Annotated in this window: 23 protein-coding genes; 1 reads left to right on the plus strand and 22 read right to left on the minus strand. The window is 43.3% G+C overall.

Annotated features, from left to right (window positions below):
- Positions 1–14: 14 nt before the first annotated feature.
- From gap to RCH61_RS03365, 6 genes are all read right to left on the minus strand, one after another.
- Positions 15–1034, minus strand: coding sequence for a type I glyceraldehyde-3-phosphate dehydrogenase (gap, locus tag RCH61_RS03340; RefSeq protein WP_306479866.1), 1020 nt, complete (start codon positions 1032–1034; stop codon positions 15–17).
- Positions 1035–1179: 145 nt separating this feature from the next.
- Complete coding sequence (locus RCH61_RS03345) at positions 1180–2022, minus strand: histidinol-phosphatase HisJ family protein (protein WP_306479867.1); 843 nt, start codon at positions 2020–2022, stop codon at positions 1180–1182.
- A 13-nt stretch (positions 2023–2035) separates the two neighbouring features.
- Entirely contained in the window at positions 2036–3106 is a 1071-nt protein-coding gene (gene mnmA, locus RCH61_RS03350; protein WP_178007406.1) for a tRNA 2-thiouridine(34) synthase MnmA, read from the minus strand.
- Positions 3106–3543, minus strand: a complete 438-nt coding sequence (gene nifU, locus RCH61_RS03355; RefSeq protein WP_306479868.1) for a Fe-S cluster assembly scaffold protein NifU — start codon at positions 3541–3543, stop codon at positions 3106–3108. Before nifU ends, mnmA begins: the two co-directional genes overlap by 1 nt.
- Before the next feature lie 36 nt (positions 3544–3579).
- On the minus strand, positions 3580–4764 hold the full coding sequence (nifS, locus tag RCH61_RS03360) for a cysteine desulfurase NifS (RefSeq protein WP_306479869.1): 1185 nt from the start codon (positions 4762–4764) through the stop codon (positions 3580–3582).
- Positions 4765–4785: 21 nt separating this feature from the next.
- Complete coding sequence (locus RCH61_RS03365; RefSeq protein ID WP_306479870.1) at positions 4786–5229, minus strand: RrF2 family transcriptional regulator; 444 nt, start codon at positions 5227–5229, stop codon at positions 4786–4788.
- 162 nt (positions 5230–5391) lie between these two features.
- Between RCH61_RS03365 and RCH61_RS03370 the strand changes: the two genes are divergently transcribed.
- A complete protein-coding gene (locus tag RCH61_RS03370) occupies positions 5392–6807 on the plus strand; it encodes a polysaccharide biosynthesis protein (protein WP_306479871.1) in 1416 nt (471 codons plus the stop codon).
- A gap of 41 nt (positions 6808–6848) precedes the next feature.
- Here the strand turns inward: RCH61_RS03370 and RCH61_RS03375 are convergent, their stop codons facing one another.
- The 16 genes from RCH61_RS03375 to RCH61_RS03450 form a co-directional block, all read right to left on the minus strand.
- The gene (locus RCH61_RS03375; RefSeq protein ID WP_178007809.1) at positions 6849–7388 is read right to left on the minus strand and encodes a stage II sporulation protein M; all 540 of its coding nucleotides are present in this window, start codon (positions 7386–7388) and stop codon (positions 6849–6851) included.
- Between the two features lie 123 nt (positions 7389–7511).
- Positions 7512–8051: an NUDIX hydrolase gene (locus tag RCH61_RS03380; RefSeq protein ID WP_178007811.1), complete on the minus strand. Its 540-nt coding sequence runs from the start codon at positions 8049–8051 to the stop codon at positions 7512–7514.
- Positions 8052–8270: 219 nt separating this feature from the next.
- Positions 8271–9830: a ribonuclease Y gene (gene rny, locus RCH61_RS03385; protein ID WP_178007812.1), complete on the minus strand. Its 1560-nt coding sequence runs from the start codon at positions 9828–9830 to the stop codon at positions 8271–8273.
- A gap of 81 nt (positions 9831–9911) precedes the next feature.
- Positions 9912–10526: a regulatory protein RecX gene (locus RCH61_RS03390; protein ID WP_178007814.1), complete on the minus strand. Its 615-nt coding sequence runs from the start codon at positions 10524–10526 to the stop codon at positions 9912–9914.
- Positions 10523–11626: a recombinase RecA gene (gene recA / locus RCH61_RS03395; RefSeq protein ID WP_178007816.1), complete on the minus strand. Its 1104-nt coding sequence runs from the start codon at positions 11624–11626 to the stop codon at positions 10523–10525. The genes RCH61_RS03390 and recA overlap by 4 nt, the downstream gene beginning before the upstream one ends.
- A 449-nt stretch (positions 11627–12075) precedes the next feature.
- Complete coding sequence (locus RCH61_RS03400) at positions 12076–13068, minus strand: ABC transporter permease (RefSeq protein WP_178007818.1); 993 nt, start codon at positions 13066–13068, stop codon at positions 12076–12078.
- Positions 13061–14158 carry an ABC transporter permease gene (locus RCH61_RS03405; RefSeq protein ID WP_178007820.1) on the minus strand — a complete coding sequence of 366 codons (1098 nt, stop codon included), beginning with the start codon at positions 14156–14158 and terminating at the stop codon, positions 13061–13063. The genes RCH61_RS03400 and RCH61_RS03405 overlap by 8 nt, the downstream gene beginning before the upstream one ends.
- The gene (locus RCH61_RS03410; RefSeq protein WP_306479883.1) at positions 14155–15687 is read right to left on the minus strand and encodes an ABC transporter ATP-binding protein; all 1533 of its coding nucleotides are present in this window, start codon (positions 15685–15687) and stop codon (positions 14155–14157) included. The genes RCH61_RS03405 and RCH61_RS03410 overlap by 4 nt, the downstream gene beginning before the upstream one ends.
- A 211-nt stretch (positions 15688–15898) precedes the next feature.
- On the minus strand, positions 15899–17071 hold the full coding sequence (locus tag RCH61_RS03415; RefSeq protein WP_178007175.1) for a BMP family ABC transporter substrate-binding protein: 1173 nt from the start codon (positions 17069–17071) through the stop codon (positions 15899–15901).
- Positions 17072–17191: 120 nt separating this feature from the next.
- Positions 17192–19738 carry a heavy metal translocating P-type ATPase gene (locus tag RCH61_RS03420; protein WP_306479884.1) on the minus strand — a complete coding sequence of 849 codons (2547 nt, stop codon included), beginning with the start codon at positions 19736–19738 and terminating at the stop codon, positions 17192–17194.
- Between the two features lie 81 nt (positions 19739–19819).
- Positions 19820–20131 (minus strand): metal-sensing transcriptional repressor, encoded by a 312-nt coding sequence (locus RCH61_RS03425; protein ID WP_178007177.1) that lies wholly within the window; start codon positions 20129–20131, stop codon positions 19820–19822.
- Positions 20132–20446: 315 nt separating this feature from the next.
- Entirely contained in the window at positions 20447–21469 is a 1023-nt protein-coding gene (locus RCH61_RS03430) for a TRAP transporter substrate-binding protein (protein ID WP_178007179.1), read from the minus strand.
- 30 nt (positions 21470–21499) lie between these two features.
- Entirely contained in the window at positions 21500–22792 is a 1293-nt protein-coding gene (locus RCH61_RS03435; RefSeq protein WP_178007181.1) for a TRAP transporter large permease, read from the minus strand.
- A gap of 1 nt (position 22793) precedes the next feature.
- Positions 22794–23285 carry a TRAP transporter small permease gene (locus RCH61_RS03440; RefSeq protein ID WP_178007183.1) on the minus strand — a complete coding sequence of 164 codons (492 nt, stop codon included), beginning with the start codon at positions 23283–23285 and terminating at the stop codon, positions 22794–22796.
- A gap of 51 nt (positions 23286–23336) precedes the next feature.
- Positions 23337–24098: a type I 3-dehydroquinate dehydratase gene (aroD, locus tag RCH61_RS03445; protein ID WP_178007185.1), complete on the minus strand. Its 762-nt coding sequence runs from the start codon at positions 24096–24098 to the stop codon at positions 23337–23339.
- Positions 24099–24146: 48 nt separating this feature from the next.
- The gene (locus tag RCH61_RS03450; RefSeq protein ID WP_178007188.1) at positions 24147–25334 is read right to left on the minus strand and encodes an MFS transporter; all 1188 of its coding nucleotides are present in this window, start codon (positions 25332–25334) and stop codon (positions 24147–24149) included.
- Positions 25335–25357 lie beyond the last annotated feature (23 nt).

Raw genomic sequence — 25357 nt, forward strand, 5'->3', positions numbered from 1 at the left:
CATTTTAAAATGAATTAAGCCTCAAGCAGTTTTCCGAAGTATTTAATTGTTCTTACCATCTGGCTTGTGTAAGAGTTCTCATTGTCATACCATGAAACAACCTGAACTTCTGTTGTGCCTTCGCCTGTCGGAAGAGCCATTGTCTGTGTAGAATCGAAAAGTGATCCGTAAGACATACCAACGATATCGCTGGATACGATTTCGTCTGTGTTGTATCCGTAAGACTCATTTGCTGCTGCTTTCATAGCTGCGTTGATCTGATCAACTGTTACTTCACCCTCTACAACTGCTGTAAGAATTGTTGTAGATCCTGTCGGAGTCGGAACACGCTGAGCAGAACCGATGAGTTTTCCGTTCAGTTCCGGAATAACAAGACCGATTGCTTTTGCTGCACCTGTGCTGTTCGGAACGATGTTGCAAGCTGCTGCACGAGATCTTCTCAGATCGCCTTTTCTCTGCGGTCCGTCAAGTGTCATCTGATCGCCTGTGTAAGCGTGGATTGTGCACATGATACCGGATTTGATCGGTGCAAGATCATTCAATGCTTTTGCCATCGGAGCCAAGCAGTTTGTTGTACAAGAAGCTGCAGAGATGATGTTGTCATCTTTTGTAAGCTGCTCGTGGTTTACGTTGTATACGATTGTCGGAAGATCGTTTCCTGCCGGAGCGGAAATAACAACTTTTTTAGCGCCTGCATCGATATGTGCCTGTGCTTTTGCTTTGGATGTGTAGAATCCTGTACACTCCAGAACTACGTCAACGCCGATCTCTCCCCACGGAAGCTCTGCTGCGTTTGCTTTTGCGTAGATTTTAATTTCTTTTCCATCAACAATGATAGAATCCTCTCCAGCCTCAACTTTATCTGCCAGCGCATATTTGCCCTGTGTTGAGTCATATTTCAGTAAGTGAGCAAGCATTTTCGGGGATGTCAGGTCATTGATTGCTACGATCTCAAATCCCTCTGCTCCGAACATCTGTCTGAAAGCGAGACGTCCAATACGTCCAAATCCATTAATCGCTACTTTTACTGCCATGATTAATTCCTCCTAAAAGTTTGAAAAATATTTAACTGTTTCCAGTCATGCAAATGAACCCCCGCAAAATAAACATTGTTAAGAATTCATCAACTAGCATAATTGTACTAAAATAGAAACAAAAATTCAAGTCCTAAATACATTTTTATGGAATCCGTCGAAAAACTGCCTTACGTTTCTCAAATTCTGTATAATATCGAAAACCACATGCCTTCAGAAGTTCTCCTGCCGTCTCAAAATCATACCCAACATGTTCCGGTTTATGCGCATCTGATCCTACTGTTATGATCTCTCCGCCCAATTCTTTGTACCGGCAAAGTACATCCGGATGCGGATGTGCAAATCCAAGTCCGTATTTGATTCCTGCCATATTCAATTCCAAACCTTTTCCGGAATTGATTAATTCCTTTAAGATCTCATCGATCTCATCAGAAAATTGCCTGTAAGAATATTCTTCTGCCTGATGCTTTCCATAACGCACTACATAATCTATATGTCCAAGCACATCAAAACACCTGATCTTTCGAATACAATCCAGCGTTTCCCGAAATGCACTTCTGTATGCATCTGCATCGCTGACCCCTTCAAACATCTTTCCATTGTATGGGTCTTCCCCTTGAATAAGATGCATCGAACCAATTACAAAATCAAACGGATATTTTTCAGTCAGCGTTTTATATTCCGCCTGCAAATGTTTTTGCAGGCCCAGTTCGATTCCGATTCTCACTTGAAGTTGTCCCTCAAACTCTTTTTTCTTTTTCAGCAGCTGTGCAAAATAAGTATCCGTATCTAACCGAAACGGATTTTCTCCCAGTTCTTCATCCGGCGGATAATCTGCATCCATATGATCTGTGATACATATTGTGCGAAGCCCTCTTTCAACTGCAGCCTTTCCCATTGAATCAACCGTCGCTTCACTGTCTGTTGAAAATTCGGTGTGCATATGAAAATCAGAACGTATCATCGTTTCTTTCAATTCTTTTTGCATCCTCTCACACCTTTCATAAAATTGTGCCGCCTCCAAGCACATACTCTCCGTCATAAAATACAAGTGCCTGTCCGGGAGTCACCGCCCTTTGCGGCTCTTCAAATCGGCAAGTTACCTCATCTTCCCCCGTCCGCTCAACCGTACACCACGCACCCTTATGATTATACCTGATCTTTGCAAACACGCGCACAGGTCTCTGAATATCTTCTACAGCCATAAAATTCAGCTTGTTTGCACGAACAACCGTTGTAAGAGATTCCTCATAAGTTCCGATAACAACTTCATTTGTTTCCGGACGAATCTCGAGAACAAAAGCCGGAAAGCCAAGCGCCAGACCAAGCCCTTTTCTCTGGCCTACTGTATAATGAATAATTCCTTTGTGCTGACCGATCACCGTTCCATCAGACAAGACAAATTTGCCTTCTGAAACTTTTTTCCCTGTGTGAGTCTCAATAAAAGAAGCATAGTCACCATCCGGGACAAAACAGATGTCCTGACTGTCCGGTTTATCCGCAACGAGCAGTCCGATCTTTTCAGCAATCTGCCGCACTTCTTCTTTCGTATACTCTCCGACAGGCATCAATGTCCGTTTCAACTGTTCCTGAGTCAGATTATACAGCGCATACGTTTGATCTTTTGCAGCCGTTGCTGAACGGCGCAGCGCATACCTTCCATTTGGAAGCTGTTCAACCCGCGCGTAATGCCCTGTTGCAATATAGTCTGCTCCGATAGAAATGCTTCGTTTCAGAAGTGCTTCCCATTTTACATAACGATTGCAGGCAATACACGGATTTGGAGTTTGACCATTCACATAAGAATCTGCAAAATAATCAATCACATTTTTCTTGAATTCCTCTCTGAAATTCATCACATAATAAGGAATATCCAGCGCCGCCGCAACTCTTCTTGCATCTTCTACAGCGCTTAATCCGCAGCATCCGCCATTTTCTTCCACTGTACAAATGTCCTCTTCCTGCCAGATCTGCATTGTGACGCCAATCACATCATACCCTTGTTCTTTCAGAAGATATGCCGCCACAGACGAATCTACGCCTCCTGACATTCCCACAACCACTTTCTCCATCAATATTCCTCTTCTTCCTCGTCCTCATGAATATCTGTTTTCGGTTTTTCCAGTCCTTCAATTTTGATTCCGTTCTTTTCAGCATAATCCCAAAGCGCTGCATGGATTGCTTCTTCTGCCAGCAGCGAACAGTGCACTTTCACCGGCGGCAGACCGTCAAGCGCCTCCATAACAGCTTTATTGGTTACCTGCATCGCTTCCTGTATATTTTTCCCTTTTACAAGTTCGGTCGCCATGCTGCTCGTAGCAACCGCAGCTCCGCATCCAAATGTTTTAAACTTTACATCACGGATAATCTGATTCTCATCAATATCAAGATAAATCCTCATAATATCTCCGCACTTTGCATTTCCTACTGTTCCCACACCACTGGGATTCTCAAGTTCTCCTACATTTCTCGGGTGCTGAAAATGATCCATTACTTTTTCTGTATACATTCATTCTTCCTCCTGTTTTTCGTTTTCTTTTTTCTCTTATTTTTCCTGCTTTTTCAAAAAATCTTCATAAAGCGGAGACATTTTCCGAAGCTGATCTATAATTTCTTTCAGGCATGATACAACATAATCCAATTCCTCTTTCGTTGTATCCGCCCCCAGTGTCATTCGCAATGATCCGTGTGCAATTTCATGGGGAAGTCCGATCGCCAAGAGCACATGGGAAGGATCCAGTGAACCCGATGTACATGCAGATCCGCTGGAAGCACAGATTCCCTTCATATCCAGCATAATAAGAAGGGATTCCCCTTCAATAAACTGAAAACTAAAATTAACGTTATTCGGAAGACGCCGCTCTCTGTCTCCGTTTAATCTGCAGTACGGTATCTCTTTTTCAATCTTTTCAATAAGATAATCCCGAAGTTGTGTTTCCTTCTCCGCACGTTCTTTCATGGATGCAGACGCTCTTTCAACTGCTTTTCCGAAACCAACGATTCCCGGAACGTTTTCTGTCCCGGCACGACGTCTCCTCTCCTGCGCTCCCCCGTGGATCAAAGATCGGATTTTTACGCCTTTTCGAATATATAAAAATCCAATTCCTTTCGGACCGTTTAATTTGTGGCTGCTGGCGCTGAGCATGTCAATATGACATTCATCAACATTGATCGGCACCTGACAAAACGCCTGCACGGCATCTGTATGAAACAAAATTCCTTTTTCATGAGCAATCGCCCCGATCTCTTTTATCGGCTCAACTGTGCCGATCTCATTATTTGCAGACATAACCGAAATCAAAATCGTATCCGGCCGTATCGCTGCTTCCACCGCTTTCGGATCAACAATTCCATACTCATCTACATCAAGATACGTAATCTCATATCCTCGTTTCTGAAGATATTCGCATGTGTGTAAAACGGCATGATGTTCAATTTTGGTCGTAATAATATGCTTTCCTTTTGCACCGTACGCTTCTGCTGTTGCTGTCAGCGCCCAGTTATCTGCCTCCGTTCCTCCTGCTGTAAAATAAATTTCATTTTCCCGCGCACCGATCACGGATGCAATCGTTTCTCTCTGCTTCGCAATCACTTCCTTGTTTTCCGCCGCAAACGAATATACGCTGGAAGGATTTCCATAATGTTCTGTAAAATAAGGCAGCATTGCTTCTACAACTTCCGGTGAAGTTTTTGTCGTTGCCGCATTATCAAGATAAATCAATTTATTCATCGTCTCTTCCTCCATCTCTGCTTATAAACCATCAGGTTTGTTTTCACAAGTTTTTCCGTTCTCCTTCACGAGTTGATCTAATCGGATCTCGTCCACTGTCTGATTAATACTGTCATTAATTTTTTTCCAAACATACTTTGTCACACAACTATCGGAAACACTGCAGCCGCCGTCCGGTTCAAATCCTGCACAATCAACCGGTTCAAGACTGCCTTCCAATGCCCGAAGCACATCCCCCACAGAGATTTCTTCCAACTTCCGGGCAAGCACATAACCGCCTCCTGCTCCGCGTACACTTCTTACTAATCCCGCCTTTTTCAGCATAGACATCAGTTGTTCAAGATATCGTTCCGAAAGATCCTGCCTTGTTGAAATACTTGTAATAGACACCGGCTCTTCTCCGCTGTTCTGAGCAAGATCAATCAACGCACGAAGTCCATATCTTCCTTTTGTAGACAGCTTCATTTCCTCACGCTCCATTTCATAATAAAAAATGATCTATTTTCGTTTTATATATTGCAGAAAATTTCCTAGTATTTTACTGGGAATTACATTCGTAGCATATCACCCATCCACGGTTCTGTCAAGACTCCTTCTGTCATATGTTTTTAACAAGTATCGCCTGCCATGGCAGCTCGAGGTGATTTTATGCTTCCCAATCCAAATAAGATCCACCGTTTTTCTTCTCACAAGCTGTTTCGCAAAGCCGCTGTTCTAACTGTTGCCGGATTAATCACACGCATTATGGGATTCTTCTTTCGCATTTTCTTAAGTCACGCTTTCGGAGAAGAAAATGTCGGATTATACCAGCTTATTTTCCCTGTCTACGGTCTCTGTCTTTCTATCAGTACATTTGGTATCCAGACGGCTGTTTCACATATGGTCGCGGAAAAAATGTCGGCAGACACAGACCGCACTCCCTGTTCTGCTTTTTCTGATTCCAAACGACAAAAAGAAGCCGGAAACATCCTTGCAGTTTCTCTCGGCTTCACGATTTTTCTATCCCTGATTGAATTATATGTTCTTCAAAAAAACGCATCCTATATTGCAGTCGCTTTTTTAGGAGATGCCAGATGCGAAAACCTCCTTCTCATCATCTCCTACGCTTTACCCTTCGCCGCAATACACAGTTGTATCTGCGGATACAGCTTCGGTCTTCAACAAACAAAATTACCAGCTTTGTCGCAGCTTATTGAACAATCTGCAAGAATTCTTTTTGTCATACTGCTCTTTTTCTTTACAAAAAACACCGGAAGAGCTCCCTCTGTAAAACTTGCCGCCGCCGGAATTGCTGCAGGGGAAATTACTGCCGCACTTTTTTCGATACAAATGCTCAACAGACAGAACCGCCCTCATTACACTCCTTCCACTCCCGCAATTTTCCGTACTTTCAGAAAGTTGTTCCGTCTGTCTGTTCCTCTTACCGCTAATCGGGCGGCAGTCACTTTACTTCAAAGTATCGAAGCCGCTTCTATTCCGACTTTTTTAAAAATCTATGGCATGACTTCATCCGAAGCGCTTCGCCTGTACGGCGTACTGACTGGAATGGCGCTCCCATGTATTCTGTTCCCTTCGGCGCTCACTTCCTCCATCGGAACGGTATTAATGCCTGCTGTCAGTGCAGCACAGGCGTCCGATAATAAGAAACGCATCATTCAATTACTGAAACAATCTGTAGGAAGCTGTTTTATCTTAGGTCTTGGATGCTGCCTTTTCTTTCTTATCTTCGGAAAATTTCTCGGAACAATTCTATTCCACAGTTCAACTGCCGGAGATTTTATTCTTACCCTTTCATGGATCTGTCCGTTTCTCTACACAAATACAGCCCTCACAAGCGCCATCAACGGACTCGGAAAAACCTTCTATACTTTTTTGATCAATACCGCCGGTCTGCTTGTCCGCATTGCCGGAGTCTTTCTTGCAATTCCATATTTTGGAATACAAGGGTACTTGATCGGACTTCTTGTAAGTCAATTTCTCGTGTTTGGAATCGCGGTTCTGCTTCTATCCATCCACTTTTACAAAGAACCTTCTCATCTGTAGACGATATGCATTTTGCACATCGTCTGCAGAGCTTTACGAAACTACATATAACCTAAAAACAATTTCACTAGCATAGGATTTACATACAATTCTGTAATAATCCCTAAACTCATCATCAATCCCACAAAAATCGTTTTCTGTCTGTTCCACAGTCTTTCTCCTGATGTACAGCAATATTTCAAAAGCACAAAATAAGCCGGTATGTAGAAAAGAAATTGGGGACAAACTCCGATAAGACACAAAAGACATCCTTTCATTCCCATATTCGTTGCCGCCAACGAGACAAGAACTCCTGCCGATACGCCTGTCCACCCAAGAAATATCCCGGCACTTATTTTTCGCAGCTTTGTAAGCGCCATACCCGAAAGAAGAAAAAATGGGACGAAGCGTATTCTAATCAGATACCACAAATATTCCGTTTCATCTATCTTGATATTTCGAAACTGTTCCAAGAAATAGTCACTGAACAAATCCGGAGACGCAACATATTTCTCAGCAATAAAATTCACATAAACAATTCCAATCAAAAATCCCGGCATAAACAAAGCCGCCAACTGCTTTCTCGCATGAAATATCTTCATCCTTATTCTTCATTCCTCCTGCTATCCGCACAAAATCTCACCTTTCTTAGTATGTGCTTTACGCTTTCATTGATATTTCATTATATGCCGGAACTTTCTCATTATTCATATACTGTGCCGCCTCTAGCTTTCGTATTTTACTGCATACGCCATCAGTGATGCGACAGTTTTTGCATCTTCAATTTCCCCTGTAAATATTTTTTCTTTTAACTCTTCCAAAGAGTACGCTTTCAAATCAATAAACTCATCTTCATCCAAATGCTGTTTTGAAGGGATCAGATCTTTTGCAACATAAACCTCAATCTTTTCATTACAAAACGCAACTGTCGTCCGAAGAGTAATCAGCCATTCTAATTTTTCACTTCTATATCCTGTCTCCTCTTCTAATTCCCTTGCAGCACATTCGATTCCCGGCTCTTCTTCAGCATCCAGTGCCCCTGCGGGTATTTCCAGTGTATATCGCTCCAACGCATTCCGATACTGACGCACCATAAGAATCTTCCCATCTTTTGTCACCGGGACTACCGCAGCAGCTCCTTTGTGTTTAATAAAATCCCATATAACAGTATGATCTCCGTTAATCTCCATTGTATCCTGATAAAAATCAATAATTTTCCCTTTGAATTTCAGTTCCCTGTTCACTCGTTTAATCTGTTCGCTCATCCTCTTTTTTCTCCTTTCTCTTCTTTCTCTTCTTTCTCTTTTTGCACAATGATCCGCCAATTTATTCAATCACAGGAAGTGCTAAAAGACACATTCCGGAATTGTAAGCGACCGCCAAGGTCTCGGGCAAGCCCGGACTTTGGCTCGTCGTCATTGCAAAAAAGAAAGCCCTCGTCTTTCGACAAGGGCTGGTCTTTCATCTGCTGTTATGATTCTTTGCTATTTCGCATAATCTGTCGCCCGTGACTCACGGATTACATTGACTTTAATCTGTCCAGGATACTCAAGTTCAAATTCAATCTGTTTTGCAATATCCCTTGCCATAAGCACCATATCATCATCAGATACCTGCTCCGGAACTACCATAACTCGAATCTCTCTACCTGCCTGAATGGCAAAAGATTTATCCACGCCTTTAAACTGGTTGGTAATCTCTTCTAACTGTTTCAATCTGTTGGTGTATGTTTCGATCGTCTCGCGTCTTGCACCTGGTCTTGCCGCTGAGATTGTATCGGCCGCCTGCACTACACATGCGATCAATGTCTGCGGTTCAACATCTCCGTGATGTGATTCCACAGCGTTGATTACGGTTGCAGATTCTTTATATTTTCTACAAAGATCCACACCGATCTGAATATGTGACCCTTCTACATCATGGTCGATAGATTTTCCTATGTCATGCAGGAGTCCGGCACGTTTTGCCATTCTGACATCTATACCGATTTCACCCGCAAGAAGTCCTGATAACTGTGCTACTTCTATCGAATGTTTCAATGCATTCTGTCCATAGCTTGTTCTGAACTTCATACGTCCGAGAAGCCGGATCAGCTCTGGATGGATTCCAGGCACACCTACTTCTAAGGCTGCCGCTTCTCCTTCTTCTCTGATCATCGTCTCGACTTCTTTCTGCGCCTTTTCTACCATCTCTTCAATTCTCGCCGGATGAATACGTCCATCTACGATCAAACGTTCAAGCGCGATTCTTGCAACTTCCCTGCGGATCGGATCAAATCCGGATAACACAACTGCTTCCGGAGTATCGTCAATAATCAGTTCCACACCGGTCAAAGTCTCAAGTGTACGGATATTTCTGCCTTCACGACCGATAATACGTCCTTTCATCTCGTCACTTGGGAGCTGCACTACAGAAATTGTTGTTTCTGCAACATGATCAGCTGCACATCTCTGGATTGCATTGACAACATATTCTTTTGCTTTCTTGTCTGCCTCTTCCTTCGCCTGTGTCTCCAATTCTCTGACCATTTTTGCAGTGTCATGCTTAACATCTTCTTCAACAGTTTTCAACAGATATTCTTTTGCCTGTTCGGAGGTAAGTCCTGAGATTCGTTCCAGTTCCTGCACACGTTTCTGATTCAGCTCTTCTACCTTGGCTTCCCGCTGACGAAGCTGGTCTTCTTTCGCCGTAAGCTTCGACTCCCGATGTTCTAACATATCGGAACGCTTATCAACTGCCTCTTCTTTTGCCAGCACCCTTTTCTCATAGCGCTGTAATTCCGCTCTTCTTTCTTTCGTCTCCTTTTCAAGATCATTCTTCGTCTTGATAGATTCTTCTTTTACTTCCAAAAGAGCTTCCTTTTTCGTTGTTTCAGCAGTCTTCACAGCATCATCGATGATCTCTCTTGCTTTCGCCTCTGCATTTCCGATCTTGCTGTCCGCATTCTTTTTCAGACCGGAAATCGTCATAAAACGAGAAACCACCCCAACTATCAAAGCGAGTGCCGCGGCAAGTAAAATAGCAATCACTAAATCTACTTGCACAGGAGCACCTCCTTATTAAATTTTCATTGTACATATTACTTAAATACAACACTTAAATTTTATACTGTTTTCACAACAATGTCAAGCATCGTCATTACAATTTTGTATCACTTGACGGACGGTTTCATAACGAAATCCTTTCCGCCCGAAATAACCATATATTTTCTGCTTTTCCGCCTCATCCACCGTATTTGGATCAAAATGTTTTTTCCTTAAAATTCGTCGAATAGCCGCCTCTTCTCCTTCTTCTTCGTAACAGATCTCCAATGCATTTTCCGCTATTTCTGAAGAAATCCCCTTTTGCATCAAAGCCATTCGAATCTCTTTTCTGCTCTTTGAGCCCTGTTTGCTCCTCACAAAATTTTCTGCATACCGCGCATCATTAATATACCCAAACGATTTGACATATTCAACAGCCTGATCCACTATGTCAGGAGGATACAGCCCTTGCCGAAGCTTTTCCCGCAAAGCTTCTTCTGTTCGATCCATATCTTCCAAAAGATGCATCGCCCGAAGTTTTGCTCTTTTCAATATCACTTCTTGTCGTATTTTTTGCTCTGTTTCAGGAGAAAGTTCTTCCCCGATCTTAATGCAAAAACGTGAGACTTCTCCTTTATAAAGGACAAAAGCAAATGTTTCGTCAAGATAAATTTTAAACTTCGTTTTTGTACATGGCTCGATTTTAGTAACTATCATTCGTTTCCATCACCTTTTAATGCAAGGTCATCGCTTTTTTCTTTTTGAACCTTCTCTTTTTTCGATTCTTTCGGCTCTGTTCCGGTCTGCGCTTCAGGGACAGTTCCAAGCTGATAATGTTCCCGTACTTTCTTTTCTAATTCTTCCATTACTTCCGGATGTGCCGACAAATAGGTCTTCGCATTTTCACGGCCCTGTCCGATCTTATCTCCTTCATATGCATACCATGCTCCGCTCTTTTTCACCAAATCAAGTTTCGTTGCCAAATCAAGGATATCTCCTTCTTTTGAAATTCCCTTTCCGAACATAATATCAAATTCCGCTTCTTTAAACGGCGGTGCAATCTTATTTTTCACAATCTTGATACGAGTATGGTTTCCGACCATCTCTCCGCTTTGCTTCAGAGTCTCTGTCTTTCTGACATCCATACGGACAGACGCGTAAAATTTAAGCGCTCTTCCTCCGGTTGTCGTCTCCGGATTTCCAAACATCACTCCGACTTTTTCTCGAAGCTGATTGATAAAGATCACAATACAATTCGACTTGCTGATTACCGGTGTCAGTTTTCGAAGCGCCTGAGACATCAGTCTTGCCTGCAGTCCGACATGACTGTCTCCCATATCGCCTTCAATCTCCTGTCTCGGCACAAGAGCCGCAACAGAATCGACTACAATGATATCGATCGCTCCTGAACGCGCCATCGTCTCCGCTATCTCCAATGCCTGATCTCCGCTGTCCGGCTGTGAGATATAAAGTTCATCTATATCAACGCCTATATTCTTCGCATATACTGGATCAAGCGCATGTTCTGCATCAATAAATCCCGCAATACCGCCCCTTTTCTGAACTTCCGCAATCATATGAAGCGCAACCGTCGTCTTACCACTGGACTCAGGACCATAAACTTCAATCACACGTCCTTTCGGAACGCCGCCCAATCCAAGTGCGATATCCAAGCTTAAGCACCCTGTAGGAACCGTTTCCACAGCCACATGAGCACCTGATTCTCCAAGCTTCATCACCGCGCCTTTTCCAAAATCTTTCTCAAGCTTCGCAATCGCTGCGTCCAATGCTTTTTTCTTCTCATCATTTCCTGCCATAATAAAATGTCTCCTTCTTTATATCGAATTTTTCAGTATCGAACAGTTGTTCGCTTCTGTTATTATAGTATTATACTTATTTTAAATTGTCAACAACATTTTTATTTTTTAAAGCAACATATCCGAACCGTTTTTCCTCTGTTTTCCCTCTGCATGCAGCTGATTTTTCATTCAGGATACCATATTTTGCTCTCCCACACAATCCAATGACAGACTTCCTTGCGCAAGAAAGAACAGCCAGAATCACTGGAAGCTCCAAGAGGCACATTCCGGGATTGCAAGCGGTCGCCAAGCTCTCTGGCAAGTCCGGACTTTGAATCGTCACCATTACAAAAAGGGCGTCCTCCTGCAAAAGGAAAACGCCCAAACAAGTCAAAGATCAGACAAAAGTCTTTTCCTGACTGCAACTTGATCTTGCCATATAAAGAAAATTTTTCTCAAAATTCTCACTATCTTTCCTCTCGGAAATAGTTCAATCCACAGCTCTTTGGCTGTGCATGTTCTTTACTTCTGCGCATACTTGTAATCACAAGCACAAGTATCGTCGCAATATATGGGAACATATCATAGATCTGCGCCGGAAGTCCCGGAATATTAACATACATACGCATAATTGTAAGTCCGCCGAACACAAGCGCCACAAGCATTCCTCTTGCCGGACTCCATGTAGCAAAAATAACAAGGGCTACCGCAAGCCATCCGTAACCGCTGACACAGTTATGCACCCAAACACCGGAAGTTGTAACCATACTCATATACATCCCGCCGATCCCGCAGATTCCTCCGCCGATCACTGTCGCCAGATACTTATACAATGTTGTATTAATTCCTGCCGCATCCGCAGTTGCCGGATCTTCCCCAACAGCCCGAAGGTTCAGTCCGACTCTTGTACGGTTAAAAAACCAAGTCATAACAATCGCTGCAGCGATCGCAAAATAAACAACCCAGTTATATTTAAATAAAAGAGGTCCCAATACCGGAATTTCTGAGAGCACCGGAATATCCAATCCCGAAAACGCTTTCTTTGTCACCTCGGATACCGCCACATAACCGCCGGCTTTCTGACCGATATACTCTCCAAAGAAATTTCCGAAACCGGTTCCGAAAATCGTCAATGTCAATCCGGTTACATTTTGATTTGCCCGAAGTGTGATCGTCAGGAAGCTATAGATTAAAGCTCCCAGAGAGCCTGCCATAAACGAAGTGATCAGCGCGATTACAGAAGAAACCACTCCGTTCGGATTTCCGCCCGAAGCAATCACCGCCTGCTCATAATAATATGATCCTGCAAGTCCGGTAATTGCCCCCATGAACATCATTCCCTCAACACCAAGATTTAAGTTTCCTGATTTTTCTGTCAGTATTTCGCCAAGCGCTCCTAAAAGAAGCGGTGTTCCAGCCAATACTGCCGCAATAAACAATCCGTTCAACGTATTAAGCATGATGTTCCTCCTTTCCTCTTCCGATCAACTTATATGTGATGAAGAACTCACAGCCAAGCATAAAGAATAAAATAATACCGATGAGCAGATCTGCCGCCGATGCCGGAATTTTAAACTGTGTCTGAATTGCATTCGCTCCACGCTCAAGCATGGCGATAAACACAGACACGACAAGCATTCCGAAAGGATTCATTTTCGCAAGCCATGCAACCGTGATCGCTGTAAATCCAACTCCGCCTGCTGTTCCCTCTGTAATCGTAAAATCAGATCCTGCAAATTGAAGCATTCCCACAAGTCCGCAAAGTGCTCCTGATAAAAACATCGTTCTTCTAAATACCTTGCCTACATTAATTCCCGCATATCTGGCAGTATTATTACTCTCTCCTACAACCGCAATCTCGTATCCTTGCTTTGTCTTATTAAAATAAATATAAGATACAACAACAAGAACAAGCGCCAAAATCCAACCCCAGTGCACTCCGAACACTTTTGTCAAACGCGCTCCCGGAACAAGCATCGCAATTTTCGGATAGCTGCTTCCCGGCGCTTTCCATGGACCGTTCATAAGATATTTAATAAATGCCAATGCAATATAATTCAGCATCAAAGTAAACAGCGTTTCATTCGTCCCCCACTTTGCTTTACAGACAGCAGGAAGCAGACCATACAGACCGCCAGCCACAATCGATGCCAGCATCATGAGAATAACAAGCGGGATCTTCGGAAAAATGTGTGCCGTAAAAAGACCAAATGCGCCTGCCGCAACTGCTCCGACCAAGATCTGTCCTTCTGCTCCGATATTCCAGAATTTCATTTTAAATGCGAAAGAAATTCCGATTGCAGTGATCAACAGCGGAATTGCAATCTTTATCGTTTCATAAGAGACAGTTTTCGTTCCCCATGCACCTTTTATCATAGAAATATATACCGAAAACGGATTATGTCCGAGCATCATAATCACAACGGCACCTGTTATAAGAGACAAAAGAAATGCAGCAGCGCGGATCGTCCATGCCTGCTTTTGAGAAATTGCATCTCTTTTCACCATTCGAAACAACGGTTCTTTCGCATGTGTTACATTGGAACTCATTCTGTCACCTCCTCTTTTTCCGTGTCTTGTTCTGTACGGATCATCATTAGTCCGATCTCTTCTTTCGTTACTTTTCTCGGATCGACAATACCGCTTACTTTTCCGCCGCACATAACCATAATGCGATCTGAAAGCTGCATAAGCACATCTAGATCTTCACCGATAAATACAACCGCAACCCCTTTTTTCTTTTGTTCGTTCAACAGATCATAAATCCTGTAAGACGCATTGATATCAAGTCCCCTTACCGGATACGCAACGATCAGAACAGAAGGCTGGCATGCTATCTCTCTTCCCAAAAGGACTTTCTGCACATTTCCTCCCGAAAGTCTTCCTACCGGGGTTTCCACGCCCGGAGTTACGATCTCCAACTCTTTGATCAGTTTTTCTGCAAGCTCTTTCGGACTTTTCCGATCTACAAAAATCCCTTTGTTTGTCTTATAGCTTCTAAGCATCACATTATCTGTCATATCCATTCCGGCAACAAGTCCCATTCCGAGACGATCTTCAGGAACAAACGCCATGGAAATTCCCTTTTTCGCAATTTCATCAGGACTCAGCCCTAAAATACGTTCTTTTACCGCACCTTTTTCCGACGATTCAGAATAAAGAACAGATCCGCCGACAGACGGGTAAAGACCTGCGATCGTCTCACACAATTCCTTCTGCCCACTTCCTGCGATTCCCGCAATTCCAAGAATCTCGCCTGCATAAGCATCAAAAGAAACATTGTCTAAAGCTTTCACTCCTTCTCCACTCAGACAGGTAAGGTCGATCACACGAAGACGTTTTCCTCCTCTTTTCACTTCCGGTCGTTCGATTTCAAGGCTGATCGGACGTCCGACCATCATTTCCGTAAGCTGATCCGGATCTGTATCGGCAGTCTCAACAACTCCGATATACTCTCCCTTTCTCAAAATGGCAACCCGATCTGATATAGACATAACTTCATTTAATTTATGTGTAATAATAATAATCGATTTTCCATCCTTTTTCATATTTCTCAAAACCGCAAACAGCTTTTCTGTTTCCTGCGGAGTAAGAACCGCCGTCGGCTCATCCAAAATCAGGATATCTGCACCTTTATACAATACTTTTAATATCTCGACTGTTTGTTTTTCCGAAACAGACATATTATAGACTTTTTTTGTCGGATCAAGGTCAAACCCGTATTTCTTCGCCAGTTCCGCCACTTTTTGATTGATTTCCCGACGTTTTAATACAGCTTTGCCTTCCAATCCAAGCACGATATTTTCTGCTGCCGTCAACACATCCACAAGCTTAAAATGCTGATGGATCATTCCGATTCCGAGAGCAAAAGAATCTTTCGGAGAACGAATCGTTACCTCCTCTCCTTTCACATAAATCTCTCCATAATCCGGGAAATAAATCCCTGACAACATATTCATCAATGTCGTCTTTCCACTTCCGTTTTCACCGAGAAGCGCAAGGATCTCTCCCGTTTTCAGTTCAAGATCCACATTTTTGTTAGCAACGACTTTACCGAACGTTTTCGTCACACGATGCATTTTTATTGCATACTGCGCTGCGTCTCCCAAATTCTCTTCCTCCTTTTTCTTATGCCTGAACTTCCAGTATCTTCATAGAAGCCTCATAAAACAAAGCGGACAAGTCCGCCTTAACCTTTCCCTGCTATAAACAAAGCCGTCCGAAGACGGCTCTGTTTTCATTCTTCCAAAATTTATCTTTAAAGATTCACGTTTCGGAATTATTTTTAAATTACTGAACTACATTACATCCTTCAATGATATACTGCCATGACGGTGCGGAAGCTTCTTCCTGCTCCGGGAAATGATCTCCCTCTGCAACTTCGATCTTTTCACCATCCGGACTTACACCTTTAAGCGGACCACCAAACACAAAAAGTTCTCCTTTTTTCAGAGCATCTGCTGCTTTGTCGATTGCTTCCTGTGTTCCCTCAGCCGCAATCTTTTCGTTCAAAGGTGACAGATAAACAGCGCCGTCTGCATAACCTTTACACCAATCAACCGGAATCTCTTTTCCGTCAATTACTGCTTTTACAGCCTCTGTCACATAAATTCCCCAGTCGATACGCGGAGAAATCAAAGATGCGTTCGGAGCAGCTTCAATCATATCGTTATTGTATCCAACCTGCCATACACCGTTATCCTCTGCTGTCGTTGCCGGAGCTGTAGAATCTGAATGCTGAGAAATCACATCACATCCACGGTCAATAAGCGCTTTCGCAACCTGAGATTCGATCGTCGGATCGTTCCATGAATTTGTATACATAATATCCATTGTCACATCCGGATTCACACTCTTTGCACCGAGGTAAAATGCTGTATATCCGCTGATAACTTCTGCAAACGGATGTGCCGCAACATAACCTAATTTATTTGTCTCTGTCTTAAGTCCTGCTGCAATACCTGCCAAATAGCGTCCTTCATAAATGGAAGCAAAATAATTATGGAAGTTGTCCAAACCTGCATCTGATGCCTGGAATCCTGTCGCATGACAGAACTGAACATCCGGATATTCTGCCGCTACTTCTTTTACATAATCTTCAAAACCAAAACTCGTTGCGAAAATGATATTACATCCTGCTTCTACAAGCTCTCTAAGAGCTGTATCACATTCAGCATCTTCCGGCACGTTATATTTGTTAATGATCTGGTCATCACTTAATCCCAGTTCTTTCTGCATTTCCTTTGTTCCCAGATCATGATTGTATGTATACCCCATATCACTCGGATCGGAAATATGTACAAATCCTACCTTAATTTCATCTTTCGGAATTCCTTCCGTCGCTTCTTTTTTGGAGTCTCCTCCTTTGTCTTTGCCTGAGTCTGCCGCCGGAGCTCCGCACCCTGCAACAAGAGTGACTGCCATAGCTGCACACAAGAATACGCTGAGCATTTTCTTTTTCATTATTTTTCCTCCTTTTATTTCGTTCTTTTCAAAAGAACGCCGCTCGTTAAAAAAGCTATCCACTTTTCAGAAATCCGCCTTCAAATGGATAGCTACATACCTATATTACTATTCAAACTATCAGAAGTCAATCCCTAACACTTTATAATCCTGATCTTCTACTGCCTTTTTCAAAATGTCGTCATCAATCTCCTTTGCTAATACGACAACTGCCGTTCCTGCTTCATGACTTACCTCCGCCTGTTCCACTCCATCTAATGCTTCAAGAACTTTCTTCACTCTTGCCTCACAATGTCCGCACATCATTCCTTCAATTCTCATTGTCTTTTTCATTTCTTTCTTCTCCTTTTCTTTTTTTAATTCTCTTTGCTCTTTCTGCTTTCCTTTCCTGTCTTTTGACACGTCATATAACCGGAACCAATTCAGCCGCAATGCGTTGCTTACTACGCAAACACTTGATAAACTCATCGCAGCAGCTCCAAACATCGGATTTAACTGCCAGCCAAAAATTGGAATCCAAATTCCTGCCGCCAGCGGAATCCCAATCACATTATAGAAGAATGCCCAAAACAGATTTTCATGAATGTTCCGAAGAGTTGCCCTGCTCATACGAATCGCTGCCGGAACGTCGCTTAAACGACTTTTCATAAGCACAATATCTGCCGCATCAATCGCTATATCCGTTCCCGCTCCGATCGCAATCCCGATATCTGCACGTGTAAGAGCCGGCGCATCATTAATCCCATCTCCTACCATAGCTACTTTCGCATTCTTTTTCAATGTCCGTATTACATTTTCTTTACCGTCAGGCAGAACACCTGCGATCACTTCATCTACCCCTGCCTGTGTACCGATTGCCTTCGCTGTACGCTCATTGTCCCCTGTCAGCATGACAACCTTAATCCCCATATTTTGAAGTTCTCTGATTGCCTGCGGACTGTCTTCTTTTATCACGTCGGCAACTGCAATCATACCGAGCAGTTCTTCGTTCCTTCCGAAAAACAACGGCGTTTTTCCCTCCGATGCCAGTCTCTGCGCCTGCTGTCTTACTTCATCCGGGATCACAGCCTTTTTCTCTGCAAATTTCAAATTGCCGCCAAAATATTGATCACCTCTGATTTCACCGGATAACCCATTTCCTGAAACTGCCCGAAAATTTTCCGCCTCTTCCTCAGGATGGATCTTTTCTTCTTCCGCCTTTTTCAAAACAGCATACGCCAACGGATGCTCACTTTTCTTTTCCAAAATATATGCATAAGCAAGGAGTTCCTTCTCACCAAACGGTTTGTTCGGAAGAATATCAGTCACTACAGGTTTCCCTTTTGTGATCGTTCCCGTCTTATCCAGCACTACAACCTCTGTTTTTCCCGTTTCCTCAAGAGATACCGCCGTCTTAAACAAAATTCCGTTTTTCGCCCCTACTCCGTTTCCAACCATGATCGCTACCGGTGTGGCAAGCCCGAGCGCACACGGACAACTGATAACGAGAACCGAAATTCCACGCGCAAGCGCAAAGCCGATTGTTTCTCCAAGCACAAGCCATACGAGGATCGTCACTGCAGCGATTGCCATAACAACCGGCACAAATACCCCTGAAACTTTATCTGCCACTTTTGCAATAGGCGCTTTTGTGGCAGCCGCGTCGCCTACCATACGAATAATCTGAGAAAGAGTTGTATCTTCCCCGACTCTCGTCGCCTCACATCTTAAGAAACCGGACTGATTGATCGTCCCGCCTGATACACTATCCCCTTCTTTCTTATCCGCCGGAATGCTTTCCCCGGTCAGCGCCGATTCATCAACTGCCCCGTTTCCTTCCAAAACAATTCCATCGACAGGAATATTTTCCCCCGGGCGCACAACAAACAGATCTCCTTTTCGCACCTGTTCAATCCCGACTTTTACTTCTTCTTTTCCTCGTACGACAGTTGCCGTTTTCGGCGCAAGATCCATAAGCCCTTTCAGTGCGTCTGTCGTCTTTCCCTTTGACCTTGCCTCCAAAAGTTTTCCAACTGTAATCAGGGTCAGAATCATTGCCGCAGACTCAAAATAAAACTCATGCATATATGACATCACCAAAGCCGTATCTGCGCGCATCTGCGCATCGGTCATCGCAAACAATGCATACACACTATACCCATATGACGCACCAGCCCCCAAAGCTACAAGCGTATCCATATTTGGCGCTTTATGAAGAAGTCCTTTCATTCCGCTTATAAAAAATTTTTGATTGATCACCATTACGGCCGTTGTCAGCAAAAGCTGTATGATCCCCATTGCCACATGGTTATTTTCTAAAATCCCCGGCACTTTCCATCCCCACATCATATGTCCCATCGACAGGTACATCAGTGGAATCAAAAAGCAAAGCGAAGCGATCAGACGTCTTTTCATTTTCGGAGTTTCTTTATCTTTAAGCTCCTCTCTCTTCCCGCTTCCTTCCGCTTTGCCCGCACCTTTTTCCTGTTTTTCTTTTTCTTCTGCCTGATATCCGGCAGCCTCCACCGCTTCAATAATCGCCTTCGGATCAACGTTTCCTTCGACTCCCATAGAATTTGTCAAAAGATTTACAGAACAAGAAGTAACTCCTTCCAGTTTTGACACGGCCTTTTCTACACGGGCGCTGCATGCCGCACAGCTCATTCCCGTAACTTCATATTGTTTCAACCGATCTCCTCCTTCCAATTCTTCATTTTCTTTATTTTCTTCATTCTTTCTATACTTTTCAAGTTTCAATTTGCCTGTCGCTTATTTCATCAGTTTCCTCAAAACCGTTACAAGTTCATCAATCGTTTCCTCCTTGCCTTCCTTTATATCTTCCGAAACGCAGGTCCGTATATGTTCCGCCAAAAGAACTTTATTAAAACTATTTAAAGCCGCAGTGATCGCTGATACCTGAATAAGAATATCCGGGCAATAAGCGTGGTTTTCTACCATTCTTCGAATCCCTCTCACCTGCCCTTCAATCCTGTTCAAACGATTTACCATCAATCTTGTTTCTTCTTCCGTCCGCATTTTTGTTCGATGTTCACATGCAGGACAAGTTTTCTCCTTCTCCATCTCTGTTCGCTCCTTCAAAATCATGTTCCGGTTTTCACCTGTTGTTTCTGCCTGTTCTCTTCCTTTTTCCTCTCGGCGCAGAAACATATACCCCTCTAAGGTATTTACCTCTGAGCGCATTATATACCCTGGCTGGGTATAATGCAAGTATATTCTACAAAAAATTATATCTTCTGATTTTTAAACGGAGATTATATGATCTTATTTTTGCATAAAGAAAGACAGCACAGGAAAACAGTTTGTCTTCCTGTACTGTCCTTTCTTCCATCTGTAAATTCCAGTTCAATCGAGAATAAAGTTTCAAAACTTCTTCCTCTATTCCTTCATATACAAATTGATAATCTCACCATCTGCAGTCTGAGCGATCTTCTTGTATACACTCTTTGAAACAGCCTGCATCTGTTCATATGTCGTCTCATCTAAGGAAATGATTTTCGTTCCGCTCTCTTTGATCACCTGGATCTTTTCATTCATCCGCTCGTCCGATTTTTCTCTGGCATATTGCTTTGCAATTTCCTGTGCTTCAATCAAAATCTCTCGATCCTCTTTCGGAAGATTGCTATAGAATTTTTCGCTGATAATCAAAGAGATCAGATGCGGCACATGATTCGTCTCAATTATATAATCCTGCTGCTCATAAAGTCTGTTTGAAACAATCACCTCATATGGATTTTCCTGTGCATCGATCGTATTTTGCTGAAGTCCGATATACACTTCACTAAAATTCATCGGAGTCGGATTTGCCCCAAGCGCTTTCCAAAACGCAAGCTGATACGGATCTTCCATCGTTCGGATCTTCTGTCCTTTAAAATCAGAGATCGTCTCCACTTTTTTATTTGTTGACATCACACGAAACCCCTGATCTGCATAGCCTAACAATTCATATCCCGCGCTTCGATAAGACTCCTGCATTTTTTCCATAAATTCCGCATCATCCACGGTTTCCCGCATAGATTCAATATCCTGAAATACACAAGGCATATCAAAGACAGCCGTATCCTTAATGAAATTCACCTGCGGAGCCGTATTTTGCACAACAAACGGAATATCGCCGTCATAACAGCTCTCCAGTAGTTCTCTGTCTCCGCCAAGCACACTGTTTGGATACACACTGATCTTAATCCTTCCGCCACTTAGGCGATCTGCCTCTTCTGCAAATTTTTCCGCATAGATCTGAGTCACAGTATCTTCCGGACTTGCTGTTCCCAACGGATATGCATACCGCTGTTCCCCTTTGCCTTTTCCTGTATCACTTGCGCATCCCAAAACCGCCACACTCAAAAGTCCGGTCGTTAATACCACCGCCGCCGTTCTGAACAATCTTTTTCTCTCTTTCATACTAAGTTCGCTCCTTCGCACTTTTTCTGATTATGACAACAAGACAAGGCTGACTGCAGGTATAAAGGTAATGACAAGAAGCGCCAACAAGAAGCAGACGATCATCGGCATTGCCTTCTTTGCAATTTCCATTACCGGCACTTCTGTCAGAGAACTTGCCACAAACAGATTCACTCCGATCGGCGGAGTAACAAATCCGATTGCAAGATTTACGACCATAATGATACCAAAATGAATCGGATCAATCCCTGCCGCCCCCACAATAGGAAGCAAAATCGGTGTTAAGATCAAGATTGCCGGCGTTGTATCCATCACCATACCAACGACAAGAAGGAACAAATTGATCACAAGAAGCAGCACAATTTTATTTGTAAAATGGGTCAATATCCATCCGCTGATTTCCTGCGGAACCTGCATCAGTGTCAGCACTCTGGAAAAAGCGGTTGATGCCGCTAAAATAAACAGAATCGGAGCATATGTTCGAATCGATTCCACAAGAATATTCCAAATATCTTTCACCTTGATACTTTTATACACAAAGATACTGATCACAAACGCATAGAAAACAGAGATTACCGCCGCTTCTGTCGGAGAAGCAATTCCCGTATAAATGCATCCCAGTATAATAACCGGACTTAAAAGTGCAAACGCACTGTCTTGGAGCACTTTCAAAAAGCCCTTTTCATGAAGCGCTCCGACCATCGCCTCTTTCTTCTCTTTGTCTTCCCCATGTTTCTTACAATATCCGATCGAGTAAATGATCAAAAGTCCGCCAATCAAAAGTCCTGGCAGAATTCCTGCAAGAAACAGATCGCTTACCGATGCTCCTGAAGCCATTGCATACATGATAAACGGGATGCTGGGCGGAATGATTACACCTAACCCGCCAGCCACTGCAACAAGAGACGTAGAAAATTTTTTGTCATATCCCATTTCGATCAGGATCGGGATCGTCATACTTCCGACCGCCGCCACCGTTGCCGGAGCCGATCCTGAAATCGCTCCGTAGAACAAACAGGTGACAATGACCGCGCAAGGCATTCCCGCAGTCTTCTTGCCCATAAAAAATGCAAATACATCAAACAGCTTTCTCGAAATACCGCCTCTCGCCATAATAATTCCGGACAACACAAACATCGGAACTGCCAAAAGCGGAAAACTGTCAAGACCTCCTAACATAGATCGGATAACAAAAGTTCCGCTTGCCGTAAAAGAAGGGTCGAACATTCCCGGAAGCACCGACACAATCCCAAGGGAAATCGAAACCGGAATCGCAACGATCAGACAGATGACAAATATAAGAAATACAACAACCGATGACATCCTATTCTCCCTTCCTCACCCAAACATTCTTCCACTCTGCAATCCATCTTTGAAAAATACGGATTGCACAGAGAATAAAACCTACAAGCGGAGCTGCCTGCACATAATACATCGGAATCCCCATCGCAGGACTCACTTGTCCATTTTCTACAGCAGACATAAAATACTTCCACGCAAACGGAAGCAAATATAAAAACAGAATCAATTCAACTGTATGATTTGCAACCTTAAACATTGCCCTGCCACGTTTTGGAAACAACGCCACAAACTGTTCAATCTTAATAGAAATGCATCGTTTTGTACAATAACTGACGCTCAAAAATCCCGCCCATATAAACAGATACCTTGTCAGTTCTTCCGACCATGACAGAGATGCCCCGAGCGCATATCTGGAAAAGACCTGGATTCCCATAATTACCGCCATAGCCCCGAGAGATATGACAAGCAATCCTTCTTCAAGATATTCATCAATCCATTTTACAATCTTTCTCATATGCCCTCCTTAAACATTGTATTTTCCTGCCCTCTCCCCCCTCTCGGAAGATTACAGACTCTCGTGCAAAAGTGTAAGAACTGTACGCAGTTCTGAAGCGCCCATCTGTCCCGGTGCAGACGCTTTTCCGACTGCTCCAAATGTAAGCGCCGATCCGAATACTTCGCCGCAAAGCCGGCTAATTACTCCTGTACCTGCCATGGACATTGTGATGATTGGTCTGCTGGCATGTTCTCTTACCATTTCTTCCGTTGCCGAAAGAAGTGTCAGAACATCTTTTTTATTCTGAGGCATCACTGCGATTTTCGGGATATCCGCACCAAGTTCCTGCATTTTACAAAGGCGTGACACAATCTCATCCTGCGAAGGTGTTTTGTGAAAATCATGGTTCGAGGCAACGACTTTCACATTATGCAAATGAGCTGTTTCCACAACTGCTTTCACCGCTTCGTCTCCTGTAAACGCTTCTACATCTACAAGATCGATAAGTTCTGTTTCAGCCGCCATCTGATTCAGTTTTACATAAACGTCCTCTTCAATCGCTTTTTCTCCGCCTTCTTTCGACGTACGGAACGTAAACAAAATCGGAGTATCCCCAAGCGCTTTTCTCAATGCCGCCATCGTCTCTTTTGTCTTGTCAAAATCAAAAATATCCTCATACCAGTCTACGCGCCATTCAACGACATCTGCCGTCGTCTCATTGATCTTCCGCGCCGCCTCAAGGATCTCTTCTTTTGTAGTTCCTACGATCGGTACGCAGATTTTCGGAATACCTGCGCCAATCTCTATATTTCTGACCTTTACTGTTTTCATATCTCTTACCTCTCCTTACCTTATCTGACTGATTCTCACAATACAGTCTTACACTTCCTGTTGCGAATTTTTCAATAGTTTACCATATCTCACATTGACAAACAACGCCAAAACAACGCCGATTACCGTGATGATGATATTCATTACGATAACACTTTCTGCAGTCATTTTTGCTGCCGCAGTAAGGATCGTATAATTACATAAACTGGAGGCGATCATAACAAGGCTTGTGATCGTTCCTTTGATCTTTGGAAAAAGATCGTTCACGACTGCTGTCGCCATCTGGAGAACTCCGCCTGCCGCCGAATATCCGATCACAAACGCTCCGATGTAGCAAATCTGCGGTGTTCTTACAAGATACACAAGCGCCAGCATAATCACGGAAATCAACGGATAGATTACAAGGAAGCGAACCTGTTTCACTTTCATAATCAAAAGACTCGTCACAACAAGAGCTGCCATCGTTCCTGCCGAATAATACGTCTGCATCATAGACACTTGATCTGATGCAATCCCCGCAATCTCCTTTCCGAAAGTCTGAGCGCAGTTAAGCCAAAGCTGAAAAGTTGCCGTACTTGTAAATCCGATCAAGATCAGCGCCACACTCTCTGCTGAAAAATGAGCATTTTTCAAATTATTGATCAAAGACTCTGATTTTCCGACACCTTCCACTTTCGGAAACGGCGCAAAAATTGCCAGCACGCCAAGCACTGCAATGGCAATTCCCGCAACAAGCGGAAGCGTCAGATATGACATCTTTGTTCCGGCGCAGATTCCCAAAAAGAACGGCATCAGAAGCTGTGCAATGGAAATAAAGAACTTAATTCCCATCGTCGCAATTCCGGTATATTTATATATAATTTCTGCAACCGCAGGATAGGTTGCCGTATCAAGAAATGAATTTGCTATTCCTCCAAGCACTGCCGCCACATATGCAACAGTTATATTCGGGGAAAATGCAATTCCTACAAAAAAGATAACATAAGAAGCACATCCGATCAAAACCGAAATTCTTCTTCCCAGTTTATCAGAGAGCGGTCCCGCAAACGGAAGTGAGATCAGACGTCCCAGTCCCAATGCCGCGGCGATCGCCGTCACACCCATAATATCTCCTGTCCCCCACTGCTCTGCAAGAAGTTCTTTAACAACCTGCTGACTGAGAATGGAACATCCGATTCCATGGATAAAATAATTTAAATAAAGGATAAGTGCACTTGGCAGGTATTTCTTATTCATTTTTTCTGTTTCCTTTCATACCG

Origin of the sequence: Mediterraneibacter sp. (assembly GCF_030825015.1) — a bacterium.
GTDB lineage: Bacteria > Bacillota > Clostridia > Lachnospirales > Lachnospiraceae > Mediterraneibacter.